Origin of the sequence: Pseudomonas sp. AM4(2022), assembly GCF_036346515.1 — a bacterium.
GTDB classification, from domain to species: Bacteria; Pseudomonadota; Gammaproteobacteria; order Pseudomonadales; family Pseudomonadaceae; genus Aquipseudomonas; species Aquipseudomonas paracarnis.
In genome coordinates this window covers 1-20445 of the sequence record NZ_JAOTNW010000035.1, presented here as the reverse complement: position 1 = coordinate 20445, position 20445 = coordinate 1, and the positions used below count along the sequence as shown (strand labels likewise).

General features: G+C 60.0%; 15 protein-coding genes. 2 read left to right on the top strand and 13 right to left on the bottom strand.

The annotated features are described in order from the left end of the window. Window positions 1–75 precede the first annotated feature (75 nt). The 4 genes from astD to ODQ19_RS26955 all read right to left on the bottom strand — a co-directional run bounded on the left by astD (window position 76) and on the right by ODQ19_RS26955 (window position 5071). Window positions 76–1545, bottom strand: coding sequence for a succinylglutamate-semialdehyde dehydrogenase (gene astD / locus ODQ19_RS26970; RefSeq protein WP_330211722.1), 1470 nt, complete (start codon window positions 1543–1545; stop codon window positions 76–78). After that, window positions 1542–2567: an arginine N-succinyltransferase gene (astA, locus tag ODQ19_RS26965; RefSeq protein WP_003193612.1), complete on the bottom strand. Its 1026-nt coding sequence runs from the start codon at window positions 2565–2567 to the stop codon at window positions 1542–1544. The genes astD and astA overlap by 4 nt, the downstream gene beginning before the upstream one ends. Window positions 2568–2618: 51 nt before the next feature. Continuing rightward, the gene (gene aruF, locus ODQ19_RS26960) at window positions 2619–3638 is read right to left on the bottom strand and encodes an arginine/ornithine succinyltransferase subunit alpha (protein WP_330211716.1); all 1020 of its coding nucleotides are present in this window, start codon (window positions 3636–3638) and stop codon (window positions 2619–2621) included. Window positions 3639–3850: 212 nt separating this feature from the next. Further along, window positions 3851–5071 carry an aspartate aminotransferase family protein gene (locus ODQ19_RS26955; RefSeq protein ID WP_003193615.1) on the bottom strand — a complete coding sequence of 407 codons (1221 nt, stop codon included), beginning with the start codon at window positions 5069–5071 and terminating at the stop codon, window positions 3851–3853. Window positions 5072–5372: 301 nt separating this feature from the next. Between ODQ19_RS26955 and ODQ19_RS26950 the strand changes: the two genes are divergently transcribed. Continuing rightward, window positions 5373–10418 carry a leucine-rich repeat domain-containing protein gene (locus tag ODQ19_RS26950; RefSeq protein ID WP_330211715.1) on the top strand — a complete coding sequence of 1682 codons (5046 nt, stop codon included), beginning with the start codon at window positions 5373–5375 and terminating at the stop codon, window positions 10416–10418. A gap of 7 nt (window positions 10419–10425) precedes the next feature. Here the strand turns inward: ODQ19_RS26950 and argR are convergent, their stop codons facing one another. From argR to acs, 7 genes are all read right to left on the bottom strand, one after another. Further along, a complete protein-coding gene (gene argR / locus ODQ19_RS26945) occupies window positions 10426–11406 on the bottom strand; it encodes a transcriptional regulator ArgR (RefSeq protein WP_034119442.1) in 981 nt (326 codons plus the stop codon). Between the two features lie 218 nt (window positions 11407–11624). Further along, window positions 11625–12389, bottom strand: a complete 765-nt coding sequence (locus ODQ19_RS26935) for an ABC transporter ATP-binding protein (protein WP_003193620.1) — start codon at window positions 12387–12389, stop codon at window positions 11625–11627. 27 nt (window positions 12390–12416) lie between these two features. Further along, entirely contained in the window at window positions 12417–13529 is a 1113-nt protein-coding gene (locus ODQ19_RS26930; protein WP_116668296.1) for a succinylglutamate desuccinylase/aspartoacylase family protein, read from the bottom strand. 1 nt (window position 13530) lies between these two features. Next, window positions 13531–14229, bottom strand: a complete 699-nt coding sequence (locus ODQ19_RS26925; protein WP_003193625.1) for an ABC transporter permease — start codon at window positions 14227–14229, stop codon at window positions 13531–13533. Further along, entirely contained in the window at window positions 14226–14915 is a 690-nt protein-coding gene (locus tag ODQ19_RS26920) for an ABC transporter permease (RefSeq protein WP_003193627.1), read from the bottom strand. The genes ODQ19_RS26925 and ODQ19_RS26920 overlap by 4 nt, the downstream gene beginning before the upstream one ends. A 91-nt stretch (window positions 14916–15006) precedes the next feature. Beyond that, window positions 15007–15792 carry an ABC transporter substrate-binding protein gene (locus ODQ19_RS26915; protein WP_047711612.1) on the bottom strand — a complete coding sequence of 262 codons (786 nt, stop codon included), beginning with the start codon at window positions 15790–15792 and terminating at the stop codon, window positions 15007–15009. A 694-nt stretch (window positions 15793–16486) separates the two neighbouring features. Further along, a complete protein-coding gene (gene acs, locus ODQ19_RS26910; RefSeq protein WP_005790645.1) occupies window positions 16487–18442 on the bottom strand; it encodes an acetate--CoA ligase in 1956 nt (651 codons plus the stop codon). A gap of 397 nt (window positions 18443–18839) precedes the next feature. Here acs and ODQ19_RS26905 point away from each other — a divergent pair, with 397 nt between their 5' ends. Further along, window positions 18840–19109, top strand: a complete 270-nt coding sequence (locus ODQ19_RS26905) for a DUF2790 domain-containing protein (protein ID WP_014719601.1) — start codon at window positions 18840–18842, stop codon at window positions 19107–19109. Between the two features lie 137 nt (window positions 19110–19246). Here the strand turns inward: ODQ19_RS26905 and ODQ19_RS26900 are convergent, their stop codons facing one another. Next, window positions 19247–19660, bottom strand: coding sequence for a type II toxin-antitoxin system VapC family toxin (locus ODQ19_RS26900; RefSeq protein WP_330211714.1), 414 nt, complete (start codon window positions 19658–19660; stop codon window positions 19247–19249). Continuing rightward, window positions 19657–19887: a type II toxin-antitoxin system VapB family antitoxin gene (gene vapB, locus ODQ19_RS26895; protein WP_014719603.1), complete on the bottom strand. Its 231-nt coding sequence runs from the start codon at window positions 19885–19887 to the stop codon at window positions 19657–19659. The genes ODQ19_RS26900 and vapB overlap by 4 nt, the downstream gene beginning before the upstream one ends. Window positions 19888–20445 lie beyond the last annotated feature (558 nt).

The following is a 20445-nucleotide window of genomic DNA, read 5'->3' as shown; positions in this document are numbered from 1 at the left end:
CTCGCGAAAACGGTGGTTCAGTCACTTCAAATGTTGAATGAAACACCGCATTCGCGAGCAAGCCCGCTCCCACATTTAGATCAGCGTTATACCTGGCGTGAGCGTTGCCGGGACTATCAGGCTTGGCGTCTCCAGCGAAGCCACCGGGTACGCGCAATAATCCGCCGCGTAATAGGCACTGGCGCGATGATTGCCCGACGCCCCCACACCACCGAATGGCGCGGTACTGGCAGCGCCGGTCAACTGCTTGTTCCAGTTGACGATACCGGCGCGGCTTTCCAGCCAGAATTGCTGGTAACGCGCTTCGGAGTCCGACAACAGGCCAGCAGCCAGGCCGTACTGGGTGTTGTTGGCCTCAGCGATGGCACCGGCAAAATCCGCGTAGCGGATCACCTGCAGCAGCGGGCCGAACAGCTCTTCGTCTTCACGTTCCGTCACGCCGGTTACGTCGATGATGCCAGGGGTCAGCAATGCGGCCTGCGTCTGAGGCTGGGTCATCTCCAGCAGCGCCACGGCGCCATTGGCCAACATCAGTTCCTGGGCTTGCATCAGCGCTTTGGCCGCAGCAAGGGAGATCACCGAGCCCATGAACGGCGCCGGTTGCTGGTCGAAAGCGCCCACTTCAATGCTCGCACTCACCGCCACCAGGCGCGCCAGCAAGGCATCGCCCCAGGCACCCTGCGGCACCAGCAAGCGGCGGGCGCAGGTGCAACGCTGGCCTGCCGAAATAAACGCGGACTGGATGATGGTGTACACCGCCGCATCCACATCGGCGACTTCGTCTACGATCAGCGGGTTATTACCGCCCATTTCCAGGGCCAGGATCTTGTCCGGGCGCCCGGAGAACTGCTGGTGCAGGTGGTTGCCGGTGCGGCTGGAGCCGGTAAAGAACAGGCCGTCGATGCCTGGGTTGGCCGCCAGGGCGATGCCGGTTTCCCGCGCGCCTTGCAGCAGGTTCAGCACGCCCGCCGGCAAACCGGCTTCGATCCAGCACTGTACGGTCAGCTCGGCGACCTTGGGGGTCAGCTCGCTCGGTTTGAACAGCACGGTATTACCCGCCAGCAACGCCGGGACGATGTGCCCATTGGGCAAGTGCCCAGGGAAATTGTAAGGGCCGAACACCGCCACCACACCGTGGGGTTTATGGCGCAACACAGCGGTGGCGTCGCCCAGGGGGCCGCTCTTCTCGCCGGTACGCTCGCGGTAGCTTTGCACCGAGATCGCAATCTTGTTGGCCATGCTGGTGACTTCAGTGGCCGACTCCCACAGTGGCTTGCCGGTTTCTTCGCCAATGCAGCGGGCGATTTCATCGGCACGGCTTTTCAGGGTGGCTGCGAAAGTTTCCAGCACGCTGATGCGTTCTTCGAGCGGGCGCTTGGCCCATGCCGGGAATGCCTGGCGCGCAGCCTGCACGGCGGATTCGACCTGTTCAACGCTGGCGCCATTACCAGACCACAGCACTTGCTGGGTCACCGGGTTGCGCGATTCAAACAGCTCACCCTGGCCAGCCAGCCAGCTACCTGCGATATACAGCGAATTCATTATTTGGACTCCCGAGCAGCAGACAACGCAACAGCACGCACTTGATCACCCACCACCAGTTGCAGACGCTTGGCGGTCTGTGGATCGACCACCAGGGTACCTGCCGCCAGACGGGCCGGAGCGGCGGTGATACGGCATTCCTCGCGCTTGCGGTTATGGATCAGGAACGGCGTGGCGTCGTCCCCCGGCGTGCCGATGGCCAACACCAGTGACTGGCTGTCGCGCACCGCACGGATCTTGCTGGTTTCACATTCCACCGCCGGGCCGGCGTCGAAAATATCCACATAGCCCTGGTAGCTGAAGCCTTCACTCTTGAGCATGCTCAGGGCCGGCTCGGTGTCCGGGTGGACCTTGCCGATCACATTGCGCGCGTCTTCGGAAAGAAAGCAGCTGTACAGCGGAAACTTGGGCATCAGCTCAGCGATAAACGCCTTGTTGCCCACGCCGGTGAGGTAGTCGGCCTGGCTGAACTCCATTTTGAAGAAGTGCCGGCCCAGGCTTTCCCAGAACGGCGAACGCCCGGCGTCGTTGGACACGCCGCGCATCTCGGCAATGATCTTGTTGCCGAACAGTTGCGGGAACTCGGCGATAAACAACATGCGCGCCTTGGCCAGCATGCGACCGTTGAGGCCGTTGCGGTAATCGGCGTGCAAAAACAACGAACACAATTCGGAATTACCGGTGAGGTCGTTAGCCAGGAACAGCGTCGGAATCTCACGGTAGATATTCAGTTCCTGGGACGCGCTGACGGTCAGCCCCACTCGGAAGTTGTACCACGGCTCGCGCAGGCCAACGGCGCCAGCAATGGCGGAGATTCCCACCACGCGGCCTTCGTCGTTTTCCAGCACGAACAGGTAGTCGGCATCGCCGCGCCCGGCTTCGCCGCGAAAGGTTTTTTCCGCCCAGCCCACCCGGTGAGTCAGGCGCTCTTCGTTGGCCGGCAAGGTGGTGAGACCGGTGCCAGTGCTGCGCGCCAGGTCTATCAGGGCCGGTAAATCGCTGCTGCGTACGGGACGAACGATCATGCTATCTCCTCGAACGGGCCGCTGTTGTCAGCCACCCGCGAAACTCTCTTTTTAAACCGCAACCAGGCGCACACTGGCACCTTCGCCAACACCCAGCGCTTCGGCTGCCGCCAGGTCCAGGGTCACCGGTTTGCCGGGCGCGTAGTCCAGCTCCAGCATCACCGCCCGGTAATCCTGCAACTGCGCGTTGCTCACCAGGTACTGGCGGCCAACGCCCTTGACCATCTCGCCGATCTTCACCGGCACCACGCGGCTCTGGGCGATCGAGCGAATGCCCGAGACGCGGGCGTGCAGCGTCGGGCCACCGTCGAAAATGTCGATGTAATGGTCAGTTTCGAAGCCTTCACGCATCAGGATGTCGAAGGTGATTTGCGCACGCGGGTGCACCTGGCCCATGGCCTCTTGGGCTTCATCGGGCAACAGCGGCACGTAGATCGGATAGTGCGGCATCAGCTCGGCAAGGAAGGTACGGCTTTTCAGCCCACACAGGCGCTCGGCGGCAGCATAGTTGAGGTCGAAAAAGTTGCGGCCAATGGCATCCCAGAACGGCGAGTCACCCTTCTCGTCGCTGTAGCCGACAATCTCGGTCACCACCGAGTCGGCAAAGCGCTCGGGATGGCTGGCGACAAACAGCAGGCGGCCACGGGAATTGAGTTCCGACCACGGCGAACCGACCAGTTCAGGCACCACATAAAAGCTGGTGAGCAGGCTGTTGCCGGTAAGGTCGTGGCACTGGGAAAGCACGTGGATCTTGTTGTGGATCTTCAGCTCGCGGGAGGCGTGCACGAAGGTTTCGTTACGAAAGCTATAGAACGGCTCGGAGTAGCCGGCCGAGGCCACGATAGCCGAGCAGCCGGCGAGCTTGCCGGTCTCGGTGTCTTCCAGCACGAAGAAATAGCTCTCTTCACCGTTGAAACTCACCTCGGCCGCGAAGGAGGCTTCGCTGGCGGCGATCTTGTCGCTCAGGCGTTCCACATCATCCGGCAAGGAGGTGACACCAATCGGGCTGTCCGCAGCCAGACGCTGTACCTCGCCCAGATCAGCCATTTGCGCGGGGCGCATCACCAGCATGGTGTCACTCCTTAACTCGAAAACTCACAGAGGAAAAAATGCCGGACACGGGCCCTGGATACACATCGGTCTCAATGTGTCAGCAGATCCATGTGGGAGCTGGCTTGCCTGCGATACAGGCAACTCGGTCTATCAACGGCACCGAGGTGATGCTATCGCAGGCAAGCCAGCTCCCACATTTGTTCAGGTCCGGCCAATAAAATGTGTCGCTATCAGGCTTGCGTCAACGTCTTCACAGCACGCTCAAAACGATCCAGGCCTTCGTTGATGTCCGCCTCTTCCACCACCAGGCTGGGTGCAAAACGCACCACGTCGGGGCCGGCTTGCAGGATCATCAAGTTCTCTTTCTCGGCCGCGTTGAACACGTCCTTGGCCTTGCCTTTGAAGGCATCACTGAGTACGCAACCGATCAACAAGCCCATGCCGCGCACTTGGGTGAAGATGCCGTACTGCTTGCCGATCTGCTCCAGGCGCGCCTTGAACAGGTCGTGCTTGGCATTCACACCCGCCAGCACTTCTGGGGTGTTGATCACGTCGATCACCGCTTCCGCTACCGCGCACGCCAGCGGGTTGCCGCCGTAGGTGGTGCCGTGGGTGCCGACCACCAAGTGCTTGGCCAAGTCTTCACGGGTGAGCATCGCCGCAATCGGGAAGCCGCCGCCCAGGCTCTTGGCGCTGGTGAGGATATCTGGCGTCACGCCGTAATGCTGGTAGGCAAACAGGTGGCCGGTGCGGCCCATGCCGGTTTGCACTTCATCGAATACCAGCAGCGCGTCGTGGGCGTCGCACAGTTCGCGAGCGCCTTGCAGGTAAGCCAGTTCGGCCGGCAGTACACCGCCTTCGCCCTGGATCGGCTCCAGAACCACGGCGCAGGTCTTATCGGTCACTGCCGCTTTCAGTGCAGCCAGGTCGTTATAAGGAACGTGGGTGATGCCGGTGATTTTAGGCCCGAAACCATCGGAGTACTTCGACTGGCCACCGACGTTGACGGTGAACAGGGTACGACCGTGGAAGCTATTCAGCGCGGCGATGATCTCGTACTTCTCGCTGCCAAAACGGTCGAACGCCACGCGACGGGCCAGCTTGAACGCGGCCTCGTTGGCTTCGGCGCCGGAGTTGCAGAAGAACACGCGCTCGGCAAAGGTGGCGTCGATCAGCTTGTGGGCCAGGCGCAAGGCTGGCTCATTGGTGAACACGTTCGAGACATGCCACAGCGTGTTGGCCTGTTCGGTCAGTGCACCGACCAGCGCCGGGTGCGCATGGCCCAATACGTTGACCGCGATGCCGCCGGCAAAGTCGATCAGCTCGCGACCGGCCTGGTCCCACACGCGCGAACCTGCGCCACGTACGGGGATAAAGGCAGCAGGTGCGTAGTTGGGCACCATCACTTGGTCGAAATCGGCACGTTGCACCGGGGCTTGCTCAACGGACATCGGAGTCTCCTGAAGAGGAACGCCTGCCTGGAACTGGCGGGCGATGCAGGGATTGTAAGGACAGTTTTCAGCGCCACCTTGTCGCCAAGCGACAACTTCTTATAGCGCCAACCCCGGTTTTACGCGGGTTTACGGCAATGCGACATATTGCGTCGCAATGGCGCAGTGTAAACGCTGCGTTCAGTGAGAGGCAGAGGCACGGCCCGCTGATTTTCGCCTAATGCCTTAACTATCTGCTGCCGGTGAACCCATCAGGCTTGCTGTGATGACAGTGACTCACCCCCACTGAAGGATCAGCCCCGTGCCCACGCCCTACCCCACCACAATTAGCCAACGCCTCGCAGCCGCCGCCACCCAAGTACCCGCCGGGTTTCACACACGCCTGCCGGCCTGGCTGGCAAGCGCCTCGGATGACAAGCGCCAAGCGTTGAAAACTGCACCATTGGCTGTCGCCAACTGGCAGGCCGACGCCAACCGCCAGCAACATGCGCCCCTCAAGCAGGCGATCGAGCAGAGTTGGACCGCGCAAAGCAAAGTGGACACGGCACTGGCCGACCTCAAGACACCGCAAGCCTTCGCCGCACCGCTTTTGCAACAGGCGCTCAAGACCCGCTGGGGCGTGGACATCGATGTCAGCACCACCCATCTGCGCCTGTATGCACCCCTGACGATCCCACTGTTTCCCATAGAAACTGGCGGCGTCAAAGTCTGGAGCGTGTCGTTGGTGGACGCCGCACTGCATAACTTCGACGCAGCAGAGAGCGAGAAAGCTGCCTTCACCGCAGACTCCAGCTTCATTACCCAACCCACCGCCACCGGGCAATTCGACACCCTGCCCTCAGTGAACAGCAAAGTCAGCATCCAGACCTTCGTCAGGCTGTGCCGTGAACTGGACATCGGTGCGCAATACCAGAACTACCTCAAGACATTTTTCGGTTTCAAAGATGCCAAGCGCAAGGCCTCGCTGCGCAGCACTGTCATCGAGAGCCTCAAAGCCGAAGCCCAAGCTGCCGTACACCTGGCGCGCCTGAAAAAGGACGGCAGCGAGCGGCTGTTAAGCACGCTGCAGGCCCAGCTCAAAGGCATCAGCGGCCTGACGCTCGACGGCAAGACGCTGCTCAGCCACGACCTGAGCCTGATGGGCGCACCACTGGCCGGCATTGTGCTGTTCGCCGCAGACCTGGAACTGCACCACAGCGCAGTGCCCGTGGTGGCGTACATTCCCGGCGACCCACAGGCACCACTCAAGTATTACCGCGATGGCATCGCATTCATTCAAGACCTGACCCGCAAATTGCGCGAGGCCGATTACCAGGCATTCTTCAGCCGCTTTATAAGCCACGAGCACCGCGCCTACTTCTTTGCCAACCTGCATAACCGCTTGTCCCAGGTTACCTGGCATCACCCCATCCCCGGCGACCCCAGCCCGACCTGGCGCGCCGAACCTGTGGCCAACCCCAAGCTGCAGTTGCACGCGACGAAAATCACGGGCGAGCTGTACGAACACCTCTATGAAAGCAAACTCAACAGACTGCTCAATGACGCGCGAAGCATTGCCGTATCCACCGCCGACGCCGACAGCAAGGCACGCTGGCAACGTTGGGACATCGTGGAAAAAATCGGCAAAACCCTGCTCGAAATCGCCGCCTTCATCGCCACGCCGTTCATTCCGCCCCTGGGCTTGCTGATGCTCGGCTACACCGCCTATCAACTGCTCGACGACGTGTTCGAAGGCATCATTGATTGGGCCGAGGGCCTCAAGCGCCAGGCGCTCGGGCACTTGATGTCGATCCTGGAACAAATGGTGCAATTGGGCATGTTCGCGGTCGGCGCACCGATTGCCGAAGGGCTGCTACGCCAGGCACTGCCTCGGGAAGTCTGGGCGTTTTTCGAGCGCCTGCACCCGGTCACCTCGGACGACGGCAAAACGCGCCTGTGGAACCCGGACCTGAGCCCCTACGCCCACGACCTTCAGTTGCCCACCGCCTCACGCCCCAAGGCCGATGGATTGCATGCCTACGGGGACAAACAGATCCTGCCCCTTGAAGGGCAACACTTTGCCGTCAAGCAACAAGCGAGCAACGCCGTGCTGGCGCACCCAAGCCACGTGCATGCCTACCAACCGCCCGTTATCGGCAATGGCAAAGGCGCCTGGATAACCCCACTGGATCACCCGCTGACATGGCATCGCAGCACCTTGTTGCGCAGACTCGGCGAGCCCGCCAACGCGCTCAGCGAAACCGGCCTGGAACAGGCGCAGCGCATCAGCAGCACAGACGAGGGTGCCCTGCGCAAACTCTACATGGACCGCCAACCGCCACCGCCCTTGCTGGCCGACAGCCTCAAGCGCATCCATATCGACCAGCAACTTCAAGACGTCATCGACCAGATGAACAGCGACGACCCGCAGGTTTATTCAAAGGCCGACACGCAGACCCAACTCTGGCTGCTCAGCCAGACCGGCCTGTGGCCAGAATCCAAGACCCTGCGTTTTCTGAATGCCAAAGGCGAAACCGTATGGGAACACCCAGGCAGGGAAAATGCTGCAGTGGCGCAAATCCATGAAGCGCAGATGAACAACGGCGACCTGCTCAAGACCTTGCTGGAAACCCTCGACGAATCAGAGCGCAAAACCTTGCTCGGAGAAGACTTTGGTACCCCGACCACCCAGCTGCATGTGCGCGCCGCAAAGCTGCGCAAACAACTGGCACGCAGAGCCGAGGATAACCGCGCTTCGATGTTCGACTCACGCTATCGAGGCCTGGAGCTGACCACCGATGCCCGCGTTCAGAAGGTCATCGACAGCACACCTGGCCTGCCCGTCAGCGCGGCCGAGGAAGTACTGCTCGGCGCCAGCGGCCAGGATCTGCTCGATATCGACCAAGGCACGTTGCCTTCGCACCTGATCGATCGCGCACGCTGGGCGGCCCATCAGGTCAGAATCAGCCGGGCGTATGAAGGTTTGTACATGAGCGCGCTGGAAAGCAGCGACACCCATCGACTCGCCCTGCACTCTCTGGAAAAACTGCCAGGCTGGTCGCCTCAGGTGCGCCTGGAGGTTCGCGACTTCAAGCGCGACGGCCCCCTGCGCGACGCCATCGGGCCCGCCCAGGCGTCAATCCGCCGCCTGTTGGTGCGCACCATCGAAGGCGACTACATTCCCGAAGACAGCATGGGCACGCTGCTTGGCGAAACCGACTTCTACACCGCCGTGCTCCAGGCGCTGCCCGATACGCAGCGCGACGCACTGGATATGCAGATTGGCCAAGGCCCACGCTTGAGACAAACCTTGGGCCAACACGCATTGGCACGTGACGAACTTGGCCCCCTGCTAGCCGAGGTGCCGCTGCTCAAACCGTCCTATGACCCGACATTGATGCGCCTGCCCGGCGGCATGCAGGGCTACGACGCCAGCCCACTCGCTGGCAGCAGCGAGGGCGTCTCGCTGGAGACTCAGTTGCATGAGCTGTACCCGCAACTGAGCCCCGGCGAGGTGACGGCCGTACTCGCCGCCATGCAAAATGATCCCGGTACGCCTTTGGAAACCCTTCAATTCCTGAAGAAAGAGTTCTCGCAACTGGAAACCCACCTGCGAACATGGCAGCAGAATGTGCCGCAGACCCTTGTCGGTACAGATTTACCGTTAAGCCGCTGGCGGATTGCAGCGGAACAGCAAAATCGCTTTCTCTGGTCACAAAAATTGATCAGCGCCTGGCGCCACGCCACGCCAGTGGACCCCGCGTATGACAACGGCCACCTGTTGCAACTCAACCAGCCCGTCTACGGCGAACTGCCAGCGCTCGATGCCCGCCTTGGGCACATCACCACTCTGGAGTTCCAGGGCTACTTGACCACCCGTGGCACGCCGGGCTTCCTGGCACGCTTCCCCGGATTGCGCCGACTGGCCATCAGCGACATTGCCCTCAGAACGCTGCCCAGCGAGATCAGTGCTTTGGCCCACCTTAACGCGCTGATACTGCGCAACTGCGCAATCAACCTCACCACCCCAAGCCGTGCAGCCCTGGCCAACCTGACCGAGCTGCATACCCTTGACCTGTCCAGCAACCCGCTGGGGCTGGCGCCCAATTTCGAAAACATGACCAACCTGCGGACACTCGACCTGAGCCACAGCAGTATTTCCGTCTTTCCCACAGGCCTGCTCAATCGGCCTCGGCTGGCCAACGCCAATCTCAGCCACAATAACCTGCGCAGGCTGCCAGAAGCCCTGTATTCGTTGCCCGCCAGCGCTGCCAAGGCATACGATCTTTCCGGCAACCCGTTGACGCGCGCGACCCTGGAACGGATAAAAACCTACTGTCAGAGCACCGGGGAACATTTTGGCGTCGAAGCCAATCCAGACGAGGTTCGCCTGGTCCAAGCGCTTTACCCGACCTACAACGCTCCCGAGGCCAATCAATTTGTCTTCAGGCTACCGGGCGGGCTGGATGATTCGATGGCGATTCTCGTGCGCCTCAAGGCCGACTACGAACGCTTGCAAGCCGACCTGCAGGAATGGGTCGTGGATGTGCCTGAACGCTACCCCTTCACGGGCTTGCCCATGGACGAACAGGTTCGCGCGCAGCAACAACTTATCCGAGGGGAAATCGGGAGCCTGCTGGAGCAAGGTTGGCGGCGTGAAACCGGCCTGGACATGAGTCATGACCCACTGACGCAGTCCCATCAAATGCTATTGACGTTGCCGCTGCTGGGCGACCTGCCCAAACTGAATGTGGACTTCAAGCATATTTCCAAGCTCGACCTGAGGGCGCAGGAAACCACCTCGATACCCGAAGGCTTTCTTGAGCGTTTCCCCAACCTGGAAAGCCTGCTGATCCATCGCTATGCCTTGCAAGACATTCCCGCTGCCATCTTCAAGCTGCCCAAGCTCAACACACTCAGCCTGACTCAATGCAGTCTGCGGCTGACCCGCGAGCGTGTCGACGCCTTGAGCGACCTGCACGACCTGGAATACCTGGACCTGAGCGATAACCCGCTGGCACTGACGCCCGACGTCAGCAAAATGTCCGGCCTGGAGACCCTGATGATGGAGAACGCCGGGCTTACCGAGGTGCCTCACGGGGTGTTCAACCTGACGTCGCTCACCCAAATGAACCTGAGCGATAACCGCATCACCGAGCTGCCCACCGACCTGCTTGAAGTAGACCCGGACTCAGCGGCAGGCTTTGACCTGAGCGACAACCCCTTCTCACCCGCGGCGCTTGCCATTCTGCGTCGCTATTACAACCGTACGGCAGTGGATTTCGATGTAGCGCAAGCCAGGCAACCCGCGCCAGACCGCTCCGGCTCACGCTCTCCAACGTCATCCGAAACAGACAACGAACCCTGAGCGCAGCTCAACCGCGCTCGGACGGCACCGACGACAATTCGAACGGGCTACTGCTGCGCCGCTGGTTGCGATCTTCACGGGGCGTGGCGCCGAAGAAATTGCGGTAGGCGCTGGAGAAGTGCGGCCCCGAGGAGAAGCCGCACGACAGGCCGATCTGGATGATCGACTTGCTGGTTTGCATCAACATCTGGCGCGCCTTGTTCAGGCGCAGTTCCAGGTAATACTGGCTGGGGACGCGGTTGAGGTATTGCTTGAAGATGCGTTCAAGTTGTCGTCGTGAAACGCACACGTGCTGGGCGATTTCGTCGGTGGTCAGCGGCTCTTCGATATTGGCCTCCATCAACAAAACCGCCTGAGTCAGCTTCGGGTGGCTGGAACCCAGGCGGTTTTGCAGCGGGATACGCTGGCGCTCGCCGCCTTCGCGGATGCGCTCCACCACCAGTTCTTCGGACACCGCACCGGCCAGCTCGGCACCGTGGTCACGGGCCAGCACCGCCAGCAGCAGGTCGAGTACCGACATGCCACCGCAGGCGGTCAGGCGATCACGGTCCCAGTCAAACAGATGGCTGGTGGCGATGACCTTGGGGAAGCGTTCGGCGAAATCATCCTGCCAGCGCCAATGCACGGCGGCGCGGTAGCCATCCAACAGGCCAAGCTGGGCCAGTGGGTACACACCGGCAGACAAACCGCCGATCACACACCCTGCACGGACAAGCTGCTTAAGGGCGGTACTGAGCTGGGAAGCGATCGCAGTGGGCGGCTCATCCGCCAGCAGGAACAGCTTCTGGAAACCTTCGAGCTTGCCGGCCCACGGCTCGCCGGGCAGTTGCCAAGCGCCTGGGGTTGCCGGCTCGGCGAGCAAAAATGACAGCTCGTAGACCACGTCCGGATGCACCCGCTGGGCAACGCGCAAGGCCTCCTCAGCCAGCGCAAGCGTGAGTGCTTTAGTGCTGGGCCAAATCAGGAAACCAATTTTGTGGGCGGTCATGGAGTGCTATCCGAAGCGAGTAACGGTAATGAAGACAAGGGCCAATGCTAGCCCGGAAACCAACACAAATCTCAAAAACAATGAAGACCTGCTCTCCTGTAGGAGCGAGCTTGCTCGCGAAAAACCTGAGAACGCCACGGGGTGCCAGGCTTCCCGCGTTATCGTTGACGATCTTCGCGAGCAAGCTCGCTCCTACAGGGGATGGGTGGCAGCCTTGATTATTTCAAGCTACCGGACAAGAACTGCTGAAGTCGCTCGGACTGCGGGTTAACCAGCACTTCCCGTGGGTTGCCACGCTCTTCAACCACGCCTTTGTGCAAGAACACCAACTGGTTCGACACTTCACGAGCAAAGCCCATTTCGTGAGTCACCACCACCATGGTGCGGCCTTCCTGGGCCAGGTCCTGCATCACCTTGAGTACTTCGCCTACCAGCTCCGGGTCGAGCGCTGAGGTCGGTTCGTCAAACAGCATCACCTCTGGCTCCATCGCCAAGGCGCGAGCGATCGCTACGCGCTGCTGCTCACCGCCGGACATATGGCCCGGGAACGCATCCTTACGATGGCCCACGCCAACTTTGGCCAGGTAGTGCTCGGCCTTTTCACGGGCTTCTTTCTTCGATACGCCCAGCACGTGCACCGGGGCTTCCATCACGTTTTCAAGCGCGGTCATGTGCGACCACAGGTTGAAATGCTGGAACACCATGGACAGGCGCGAACGCATGCGCTGCAACTGCTTGGGGTCGGCGGCCTTCATGGCGCCGTCTTTGTTGGCGACCAGTTTGAGCTCTTCGTTATTGAGCAGAATCTTGCCGGCGTGGGGTTGCTCGAGCAGGTTGATGCAGCGCAAAAAGGTACTTTTGCCCGAACCACTGGAGCCGATGATGCTGATCACATCGCCGGCTGCGGCGGCCAGGGACACGCCTTTGAGCACTTCATGACTGCCATAGCGTTTATGCAGGTCTTGGACTTCAAGCTTGTACATGCGGTCGGTTCTCACAAAAACAGGTGGTCAGTCGTTGAGCAAGCGCCCGCAGCGCAGCGCTTCGCGCCCCGCCACCTTGGCCAGCCAGAAACCCGCTTGGGCATAACGTAGCCGTTCAACGGCAAACAACACCCCCGAGGTGCCCGCGCAGATAGTGCTTACGCGATCGGTCAGGGGGTCAATCACTTCAAAAATCTCGTCGCCGGTTTCTACCCAGTCGCCCGCTTTACGCAGGTAACTGATCACCCCGGCATGGGGCGCGAACAGCAGTTCGGTGCCCTCGAAAGGCACGCCTTCGCAAGGTTGGTGTTGCGGCGCGGGCCACCCGCCCTTGATCAAGCCTTGTTCGGCGAGGAACGCAAGGATGCCTTCGGCGTGGAAGATGGCTTCATCACGGCCGGTGTCGGCCTGGCCGCCCAACTCCAACGTCGTCGCCAGACAGGCCAGGGGGATCTGCGCCTCGGGGAACAGGCGCGACAAACGCAGCCACGGCAACGAGCACGCCTCGTCAAATGAACTGCCGCCGGAATCTTCCGCCAGCAGGCCGACCTTTACATTCAAATGCGCCGACAGCGACCGCCACTGCGGCCAGTGCTGGGGCAGCGCGTACATGTGCAGCGCGGCTTCGGCGTCGCAATGCAGGTCGAGCACCACATCGGCCGTGCAGGCGTGGCTCAGCAGGATGCGCTGCATGCCTTGCAACTGGCTGCTCGGCTCGGGCAAGGCGTTGAGCGTATCGCTCATGGCCTGGCGGATCATGCGCACATTGGCGTGGGGATCATCGCCGAGCTTGCCATCGAGCAAAGCCGCAACCGGCTCGCTCAACTCGACAAAGTCACGGTTGAAATTCTTGCCGCTGCCCACCTCGAAACGACCCTGGTGGCTGCCTTGCAACAACTGGCCGAGGCCCATCGGGTTGGCCACGGGCACCAACTCAATCACGCCGTTAAGGGCGCCCTGCTGCTCCAACTCGGTGAGGCGCTTTTTCAGCTCCCACGCGGCACGCATGCCAGGCAACTCATCGGCGTGCAGGCTGGCCTGGATATAGGCCTTGCGCTCGCCCTTGCCGAAACGGAACACGCTCAGTTGGCGTTCGCAGCCCAGGTGCCCCCAGGGCAACAGATGATCGATACGTTCCATATCAGTGCTTCCGTGGAGCCAGGTAGCTCAGCCAGCGGCGCTCGGCCAACTTGAACAGGCGCACCAGGATGAAGGTCAGGCACAGGTAGAACACGCCGGCGGTGATGTAGGCTTCGAACGGCAGGTAATACTGGGCGTTCACCGTGCGCGCGGCACCGGTGATGTCGATCAAGGTGACGATGGACGCCAGGCTGGTGGTCTGCAGCATCATGATCACTTCGTTGCTGTACTGCGGCAGCGCACGGCGCAGAGCCGACGGCAACAGGATGCGGCGGTACAGTTTGTAGCGCGACATGCCCATGGCCTTGGCCGCTTCGATCTCACCGTTAGGCGTGGCCTTGAGGCTGCCGGCGATAATTTCGGCGGTGTAGGCGCTGGTGTTGATCGCAAACGCCAGGCACGCACAGAACGTCGCGCTGGACAGCAGCGGCCACAGGAAGCTTTCGCGGACCACTTCGAACTGCGCCAGGCCGTAGTAGATCAAAAACAGCTGCACCAGCATCGGCGTGCCGCGGATCACGTAGGTGTAAAGCCAAGCCACGCCATTGACGATCGGCTGCTTGGACACGCGCATCAAGCCCAGGGGCAAGGCCGCGAGCAGGCCGAAAAACAGCGAGATAGCGAGCAGTTTCAGGGTGGTCAGCAAGCCGCCAAGGTACAGCGGCATGGCCTCCCAGATGACGTTGTAGTCGAAGATCATAGATCAGCCGCCCTTACGCCTACCGAGTAGCGCTTCTCAAGGTAACGCAAGGCCAGCAACGACACGCTGGTGATCACCAGGTACATCGCCGCCACTGCGAGGAAGAAGGTAAAAGGCTCGCGGGTGGCGTCTGCCGCCTGCTTGGCCTTGAACATCATGTCTTGCAGACCCACCACCGAAATCAGCGCGGTGGCCTTGGTCAATACCAGCCAGTTGTTGGTAAAACCAGGGATCGCCAGCCGAATCATCTGCGGCACCATCACCCGGAAAAACACCTGAAAACTGCTCATGCCATACGCCAGGCCGGCTTCGGCCTGCCCCTTGGGAATGGCCATGAAGGCGCCGCGGAAGGTTTCCGAGAGGTAAGCGCCAAAGATGAAACCCAGGGTGCCGATACCGGCGGCCAGGGGGTTCAAGTCGATATAGTCGTCAAAGCCCAGCAACGGCGCGACGCGGTTTAGCAAGTCCTGACCGCCGTAGAAAATCAGCAGGATCAGCACCAGGTCGGGGATCCCGCGGATCACCGTGGAGTACAAGTCGCCCAGCCAAGCCAGCCAGCGTACCGGCGACAGGCGTAGCGCGACCCCGATCAGACCCAGAACAATGGCCAAGGCCATGGACGACAAGGCGAGCTGAAGCGTCAACCATGCGCCATCGAGGATGACGGCCCCGTAGCCTTTCAACATGATTCAGGTCCTCGAAAAGGGGGATGAAAAAATGGCGCAAACTTCAGGATGACTGTTGCTTGCGCCATTTCGGACAGACAGCTGCGATGAGTTACTTGGCGTCAGCGCCGTAAATATCGAAGTCGAAGTACTTGTCCTGGATTTTCTTGTATTCGCCGTTGGCACGGATTGCAGCGATGGCCGCGTTAATGCGCTCAAGGTTTTCTTTGTCGCCTTTGCGCACTGCGATGCCGATACCGTCGCCGAAGTATTTGGCTTCGGTGAACGACGGGCCTACAAACGCGTAGCCTTTGCCGGCGTCGGTTTTCAGGAAACCGTCTTGCAGCAGGGTGGCATCAGCCACGGTACCGTCGAGACGACCGGCGGCCACATCCAGGTAGATTTCGTTCTGGGTGCTGTAGCCCTTGATATTCGCACCTTTTGGCGCCAGGACTTCACGGGCGAAACGGTCGTGGATCGAACCGCGCTGCACACCGATCGTCTTGCCTTTGAGCTCATCCAGGCCGTCGCTGACGGTGGTGCCTTCCTTCATCACCAGGCGCGCTGGGGACAGGTAGTAGCGGGTGGTGAAGTCCACGGATTTCTTGCGGTCGTCAGTGATGGACATGGACGACAGGATCGCGTCGATCTTACGCACTTTGAGTGCCGGGATCAGACCATCGAATTCCTGCTCGACCCACGTGCATTTGACGTCCATCTGCTTGCACAGCGCATTGCCGATGTCGTAGTCAAAACCGACGATGCTGCCATCCGGCGCCTTCGAGGCAAACGGAGGGTAAGCCGCTTCGATACCAATTTTCAGCGGCTTGCCTTCGGCGAAAGCCTGCATGGACAGCACGGACAGCGCCAGGGCGCCCAACAGCACGAGTTTCTTCATCTTGGGACTCCATCGGTATAGGGCAAAAACAGCAGTATGAGCCATGGCCCACGATGCGGCGAAGGTGTAACCGAATAGCGGTGCTGCGTCCTGCGCGGGCGACACCTGCGACGACGAGCGAGTGATCGGCATTCTAACGACAGGCCGGAAGCCGATATTTCCTCAATGCGACAACAATTTACAGAAGCACTGAGAAAGCGGTTCCAGCTCATTGACAGCCTCTGAGTTTTATGCAGAGACAAAAGATATTAAACCTGATGATGCTGCAAATTGCGGGCCTATTATTCGCAAACCCTTCTAGCACGGCAAGTCTGGCGTTTAATCTAATTTCCTGGGGTGTCTAAAACGCGGTTTTTCGGGGCGTCGGCGTGGTCCATTGCCTCATGTTTGGGCGAGGGGTTACACATTTGCACCTGCCGGTAACATTCAGAAACGTCCTACCGTGGAAACCGATATTTATTGGGCTGGTTGTGATGCAGCTCTGTCAGACCGCTCCAATACACCCTTGTGAAATGCGATATGAACTGTGGGAGCTGGCTTGCCTGCGATGGCGGTGTGTCAGCCAGCCAACCTTTGCCTGACACACCCTCATCGCAGGCAAGCCAGCTCCCACACTGAACCTCGGTGCTCCTGAGCCTCACAAAAAAGCCCCACCCGGCTTGCACCGAATGGGGCTCTGTCCCACCTACCCCGCTTACGCGACGTTCATGGTCTTGTGCGTTTCAATCAAATGCGCCACCACGCTTGGATCTGCCAGGGTGGAGATATCCCCCAACCCATCGTATTCAGCCGTGGCGATCTTGCGCAAAATGCGCCGCATGATTTTCCCCGAGCGCGTTTTCGGCAACCCAGGCGCCCACTGGATCACATCCGGCGAGGCAATCGGCCCGATTTCCTTGCGCACCCAGTTCTTCAGTTCCAGGCGCAGCGCTTCATTGGGCTCTTCACCATTCTTCAGGGTGACGTACACATAGATGCCCTGCCCCTTGATGTCGTGGGGCACGCCCACCACCGCCGCCTCGGCGACTTTGGGGTGAGCAACCATGGCGCTCTCGATCTCGGCGGTGCCCATGCGGTGGCCGGACACGTTCAACACGTCATCCACACGGCCAGTGATCCACCAGTAACCGTCCTCATCGCGACGCGCGCCGTCACCGGTGAAGTACATGCCGCGGAAGGTCTTGAAGTAAGTGTCGACAAAACGGTCATGGTCGCCGTACAGGGTACGCGCCTGGCCTGGCCAGGAATCGAGAATCACCAGGTTGCCTTCGGCGGCGCCTTCGATGATGTTGCCCAGGTTGTCCACCAGCGCCGGCACCACACCGAAGAACGGCCGAGCGGCCGAACCCGGCTTGAGCGCGTGGGCGCCTGGCAGCGGGCTCATCAGCGTGGCGCCGGTTTCGGTTTGCCACCAGGTGTCGACGATCGGGCAACGGGATTGGCCGACGTTCTTGTAGTACCAGTCCCAGGCTTCCGGGTTGATCGGCTCGCCCACCGAACCGAGCAGGCGCAAGCTGCTGCCATCGGCACCTTCGCAGGCAGCGGTGCCGGAAGCCATCATGGCGCGGATCGCGGTCGGTGCGGTGTAGAGGATGTTGACCTTGTGCTTGTCGACGATCTTTGCCACCCGGGTGATGTCCGGGTAGTTCGGCACGCCTTCGAACAGCAGTGTGGTCGCGCCATTGGCTAGCGGGCCGTAGACGATGTAGGTGTGGCCGGTGACCCAGCCAACGTCGGCGGTGCACCAGTAGATTTCGCCCGGGCGATAATCGAAGACGCGCTCATGGGTCAGGGCGGCGTAGAGCAAGTAGCCACCGGTGGTGTGCTGCACGCCTTTAGGCTTGCCGGTGGAGCCGGAGGTATAGAGGATGAACAGTGCTTCTTCGGCGCCCATCTCCTTTGGCGCACAGACGGTGCCCGCCACTTTCATCAAGTCTTCGTACCAGATGTCGCGATGCTGGTTCCACTTGATCGCGCCATTGGTGCGCTTGCACACGATCACCTTCTGGATGCTGCTGGTTTCCGGGTTGGTCAGCGCGTCGTCAACGTTAGCCTTCAGCGGAATCTTCTTACCGGCGCGGATGCCTTCGTCAGCGGTAATCACCACTTTCGACTTACAGTCGATGATGCGACCGGCCAGGGCTTCCGGGGAAAAACCGCCAAACACCACCGAATGGATCGCGCCGATGCGGGTACAGGCCAGCATGGCGACCACGGCTTCGGGGATCATCGGCATATAGATAGTCACCACGTCGCCGCGGTGCACATCCTGGCCACGCAGGGCGTTGGCGAACTTGCAGACTTCTTCATGCAGCTCGCGGTAGGTGATGTTGCGGCTCTCGGCAGGGTCATCGCCCTCCCAGATGATTGCAATTTGGTCGCCACGCTCGGCGAGGTGACGGTCCAGGCAATTGTAGGAAACGTTCAGGGTGCCATCGGCGAACCATTTGATGTCGACATGGTGGTCGTCGAAAGAGGTCTGCTTGACCGCGGTGAAAGGCTTGACCCAGTCAAGGCGCTTGGCTTGCTCGCGCCAGAAGCCGTCGGGGTTGACCACCGACTGCTGGTACATGGCCTTGTAGGTCGCCTCGTCGGTGAGCGTGTTGGCTGCTACTTCGGGGCGAACGGGGTACAGGGAAGCCGCACTCATCTTTCTTACCTCGGTGACATAGTTGTTGTTGTATGGCCCCTGTTGTAGCCGGGGTGGGCCTATAGAACCATTCGACGATGGTAGTAACAAGACCCTACAAATTGCCCTGCTATGCCGTTTCGCCGCTCTGGCCCGCGTGCTGCGGCGCCTGGAAGGTTTCTGAAAAAATCTTAATCGAGGGATTGTTACAAAAACCGCCAAAAGTGTTTATCAAAAGCACGGGTATATGAATATAACGCGCAAGCCTAGAATCAACTCCGCCAACAAGGCACCGAGATTAACAACGCAACAGCCCCCACGAAGGCACCGTTAATCCGAACTTCCCAACTTTTAAGTGACACACGCGGCCTCACAAGGGCCCCGTGCCCCCTTTCGCCCTGAAGAAGGTAATGAAGAAATGAAAGCGTTATTAGTGATGGCCCTGAGCAGCTTGTGCGCCACCGCCGCCCTGGCTGACGAAGCCCCGACTGAACTGGCCGGCCAGAACGCCCCGATTGTCGAGGACTACACCTATAGCACGCACTTGGATGTGGCCAAAGTCTTGTCCATGAGCAGCATTCCAGAAGTCTGCGAAGTTGTACCGGTGAAGATGGAATATGAAGATTCGCAAGGCCAGCGGCATATTCTTAACTATCAAGTGATGGGCAATGGTTGCTCTAACGGCTAACAACTTCTGAAGTTGGATTCTTAATTGCCGCAAGAAATCGTTCTTGCGGCCAAGAACCCGCCCTTGAATACACCACACATCAACTGTGGGAGCTGGCTTGCCTGCGATGGCGATTACGGCCATAACACCCGCTCCTGTTAGTGGACCCAATCCTCGTAAGACAACCCTGCTACGCGACTGAACTCCCGAATATTGTTGGTCACCAACGTACACCCCGAAGCAATTGCATGCCCTGCAATAGCAGTATCATTTTGGCCGATGATCGACCCTTGCTCGGTCAGGCTTCGCTTCACCTCAACCGTCGCGTCCACCGCCGCCACGCCCCACGGCAACACTTCATCGAGTCGCTTCACAAACTCATCGACTAACGTCTTGTGTTTGGGCGATGCCTTTTTCCCAATCTGTCCATATCGCATTTCGGCATAGGTTATGGCCGAAATCACGATTCGATTGCTCCTCGCCACCTCCGATGCCAGTCGCTTAAGCACGCACTCGGGCCGCTCACGCATGATGAAAGAGCAAATGCAGGTATCCAGCATGTATGTCGTCACAGGTTGAACCTGCCTTCATCACCAACAACGTCCTGACGCTCCTGAAGAAAATCTTCGTCCGCCCTGGGTAACTCACTCAGCGACCCCCAGCTCGGTCGGACAGGTCGTAATGTAATCGTATCTCCATTGCGGGTGATTTCGAGCTCACCGACTCCCTCATAGGCCATGTCGTTTGGAAATCGAATAGCCTGGTTCTTACCATTTTTAAAAATTGAGACTGTGCGCATGACTCATCCTCCTACCTATGCCTGACATGTGCAATGTAGGGACACCCGGAAACATATGCAAGGCATATGGCAATTCGCCGACGATCGGAGATGTGTACCAGCGGCTAAAAAACTTGCGGCAGCAATACCCCGTAAACTCTCACTCCGGCTCAAAAAGCGACCTTTTTGTCTTTGGTCCGTGACCATCCGCCCCAACACAAACCCGAATTTTTCCCTATAATGCGCGGGTAAATCGGACCTGCAATATCCCTTTACACAGGGATGAAGAGCCAGACCTGAGGCATCCGCTGGAGCCTGCACCTGTCGCTCCGCACCTCAAGCCTCACGCAGTACCCGTTACGCAATTTCCGTTTATTTGCCTGCGCGAGCTGTTGCAACAAACGATTCCTTAAGATCCACCGCGGCCCTAGGGCCGTGTGAACACCCAACCATCCGGTTTCACACGGGCACCTTTGAGCCCTCACGCAGGAGACGACACGTCATGCTGAGCTGGGACGAATTCGACAAAGAAGAAGAAGGCGAAGTAGCCGCTAAAGGCGCCAACGCCGGCCACGCCAC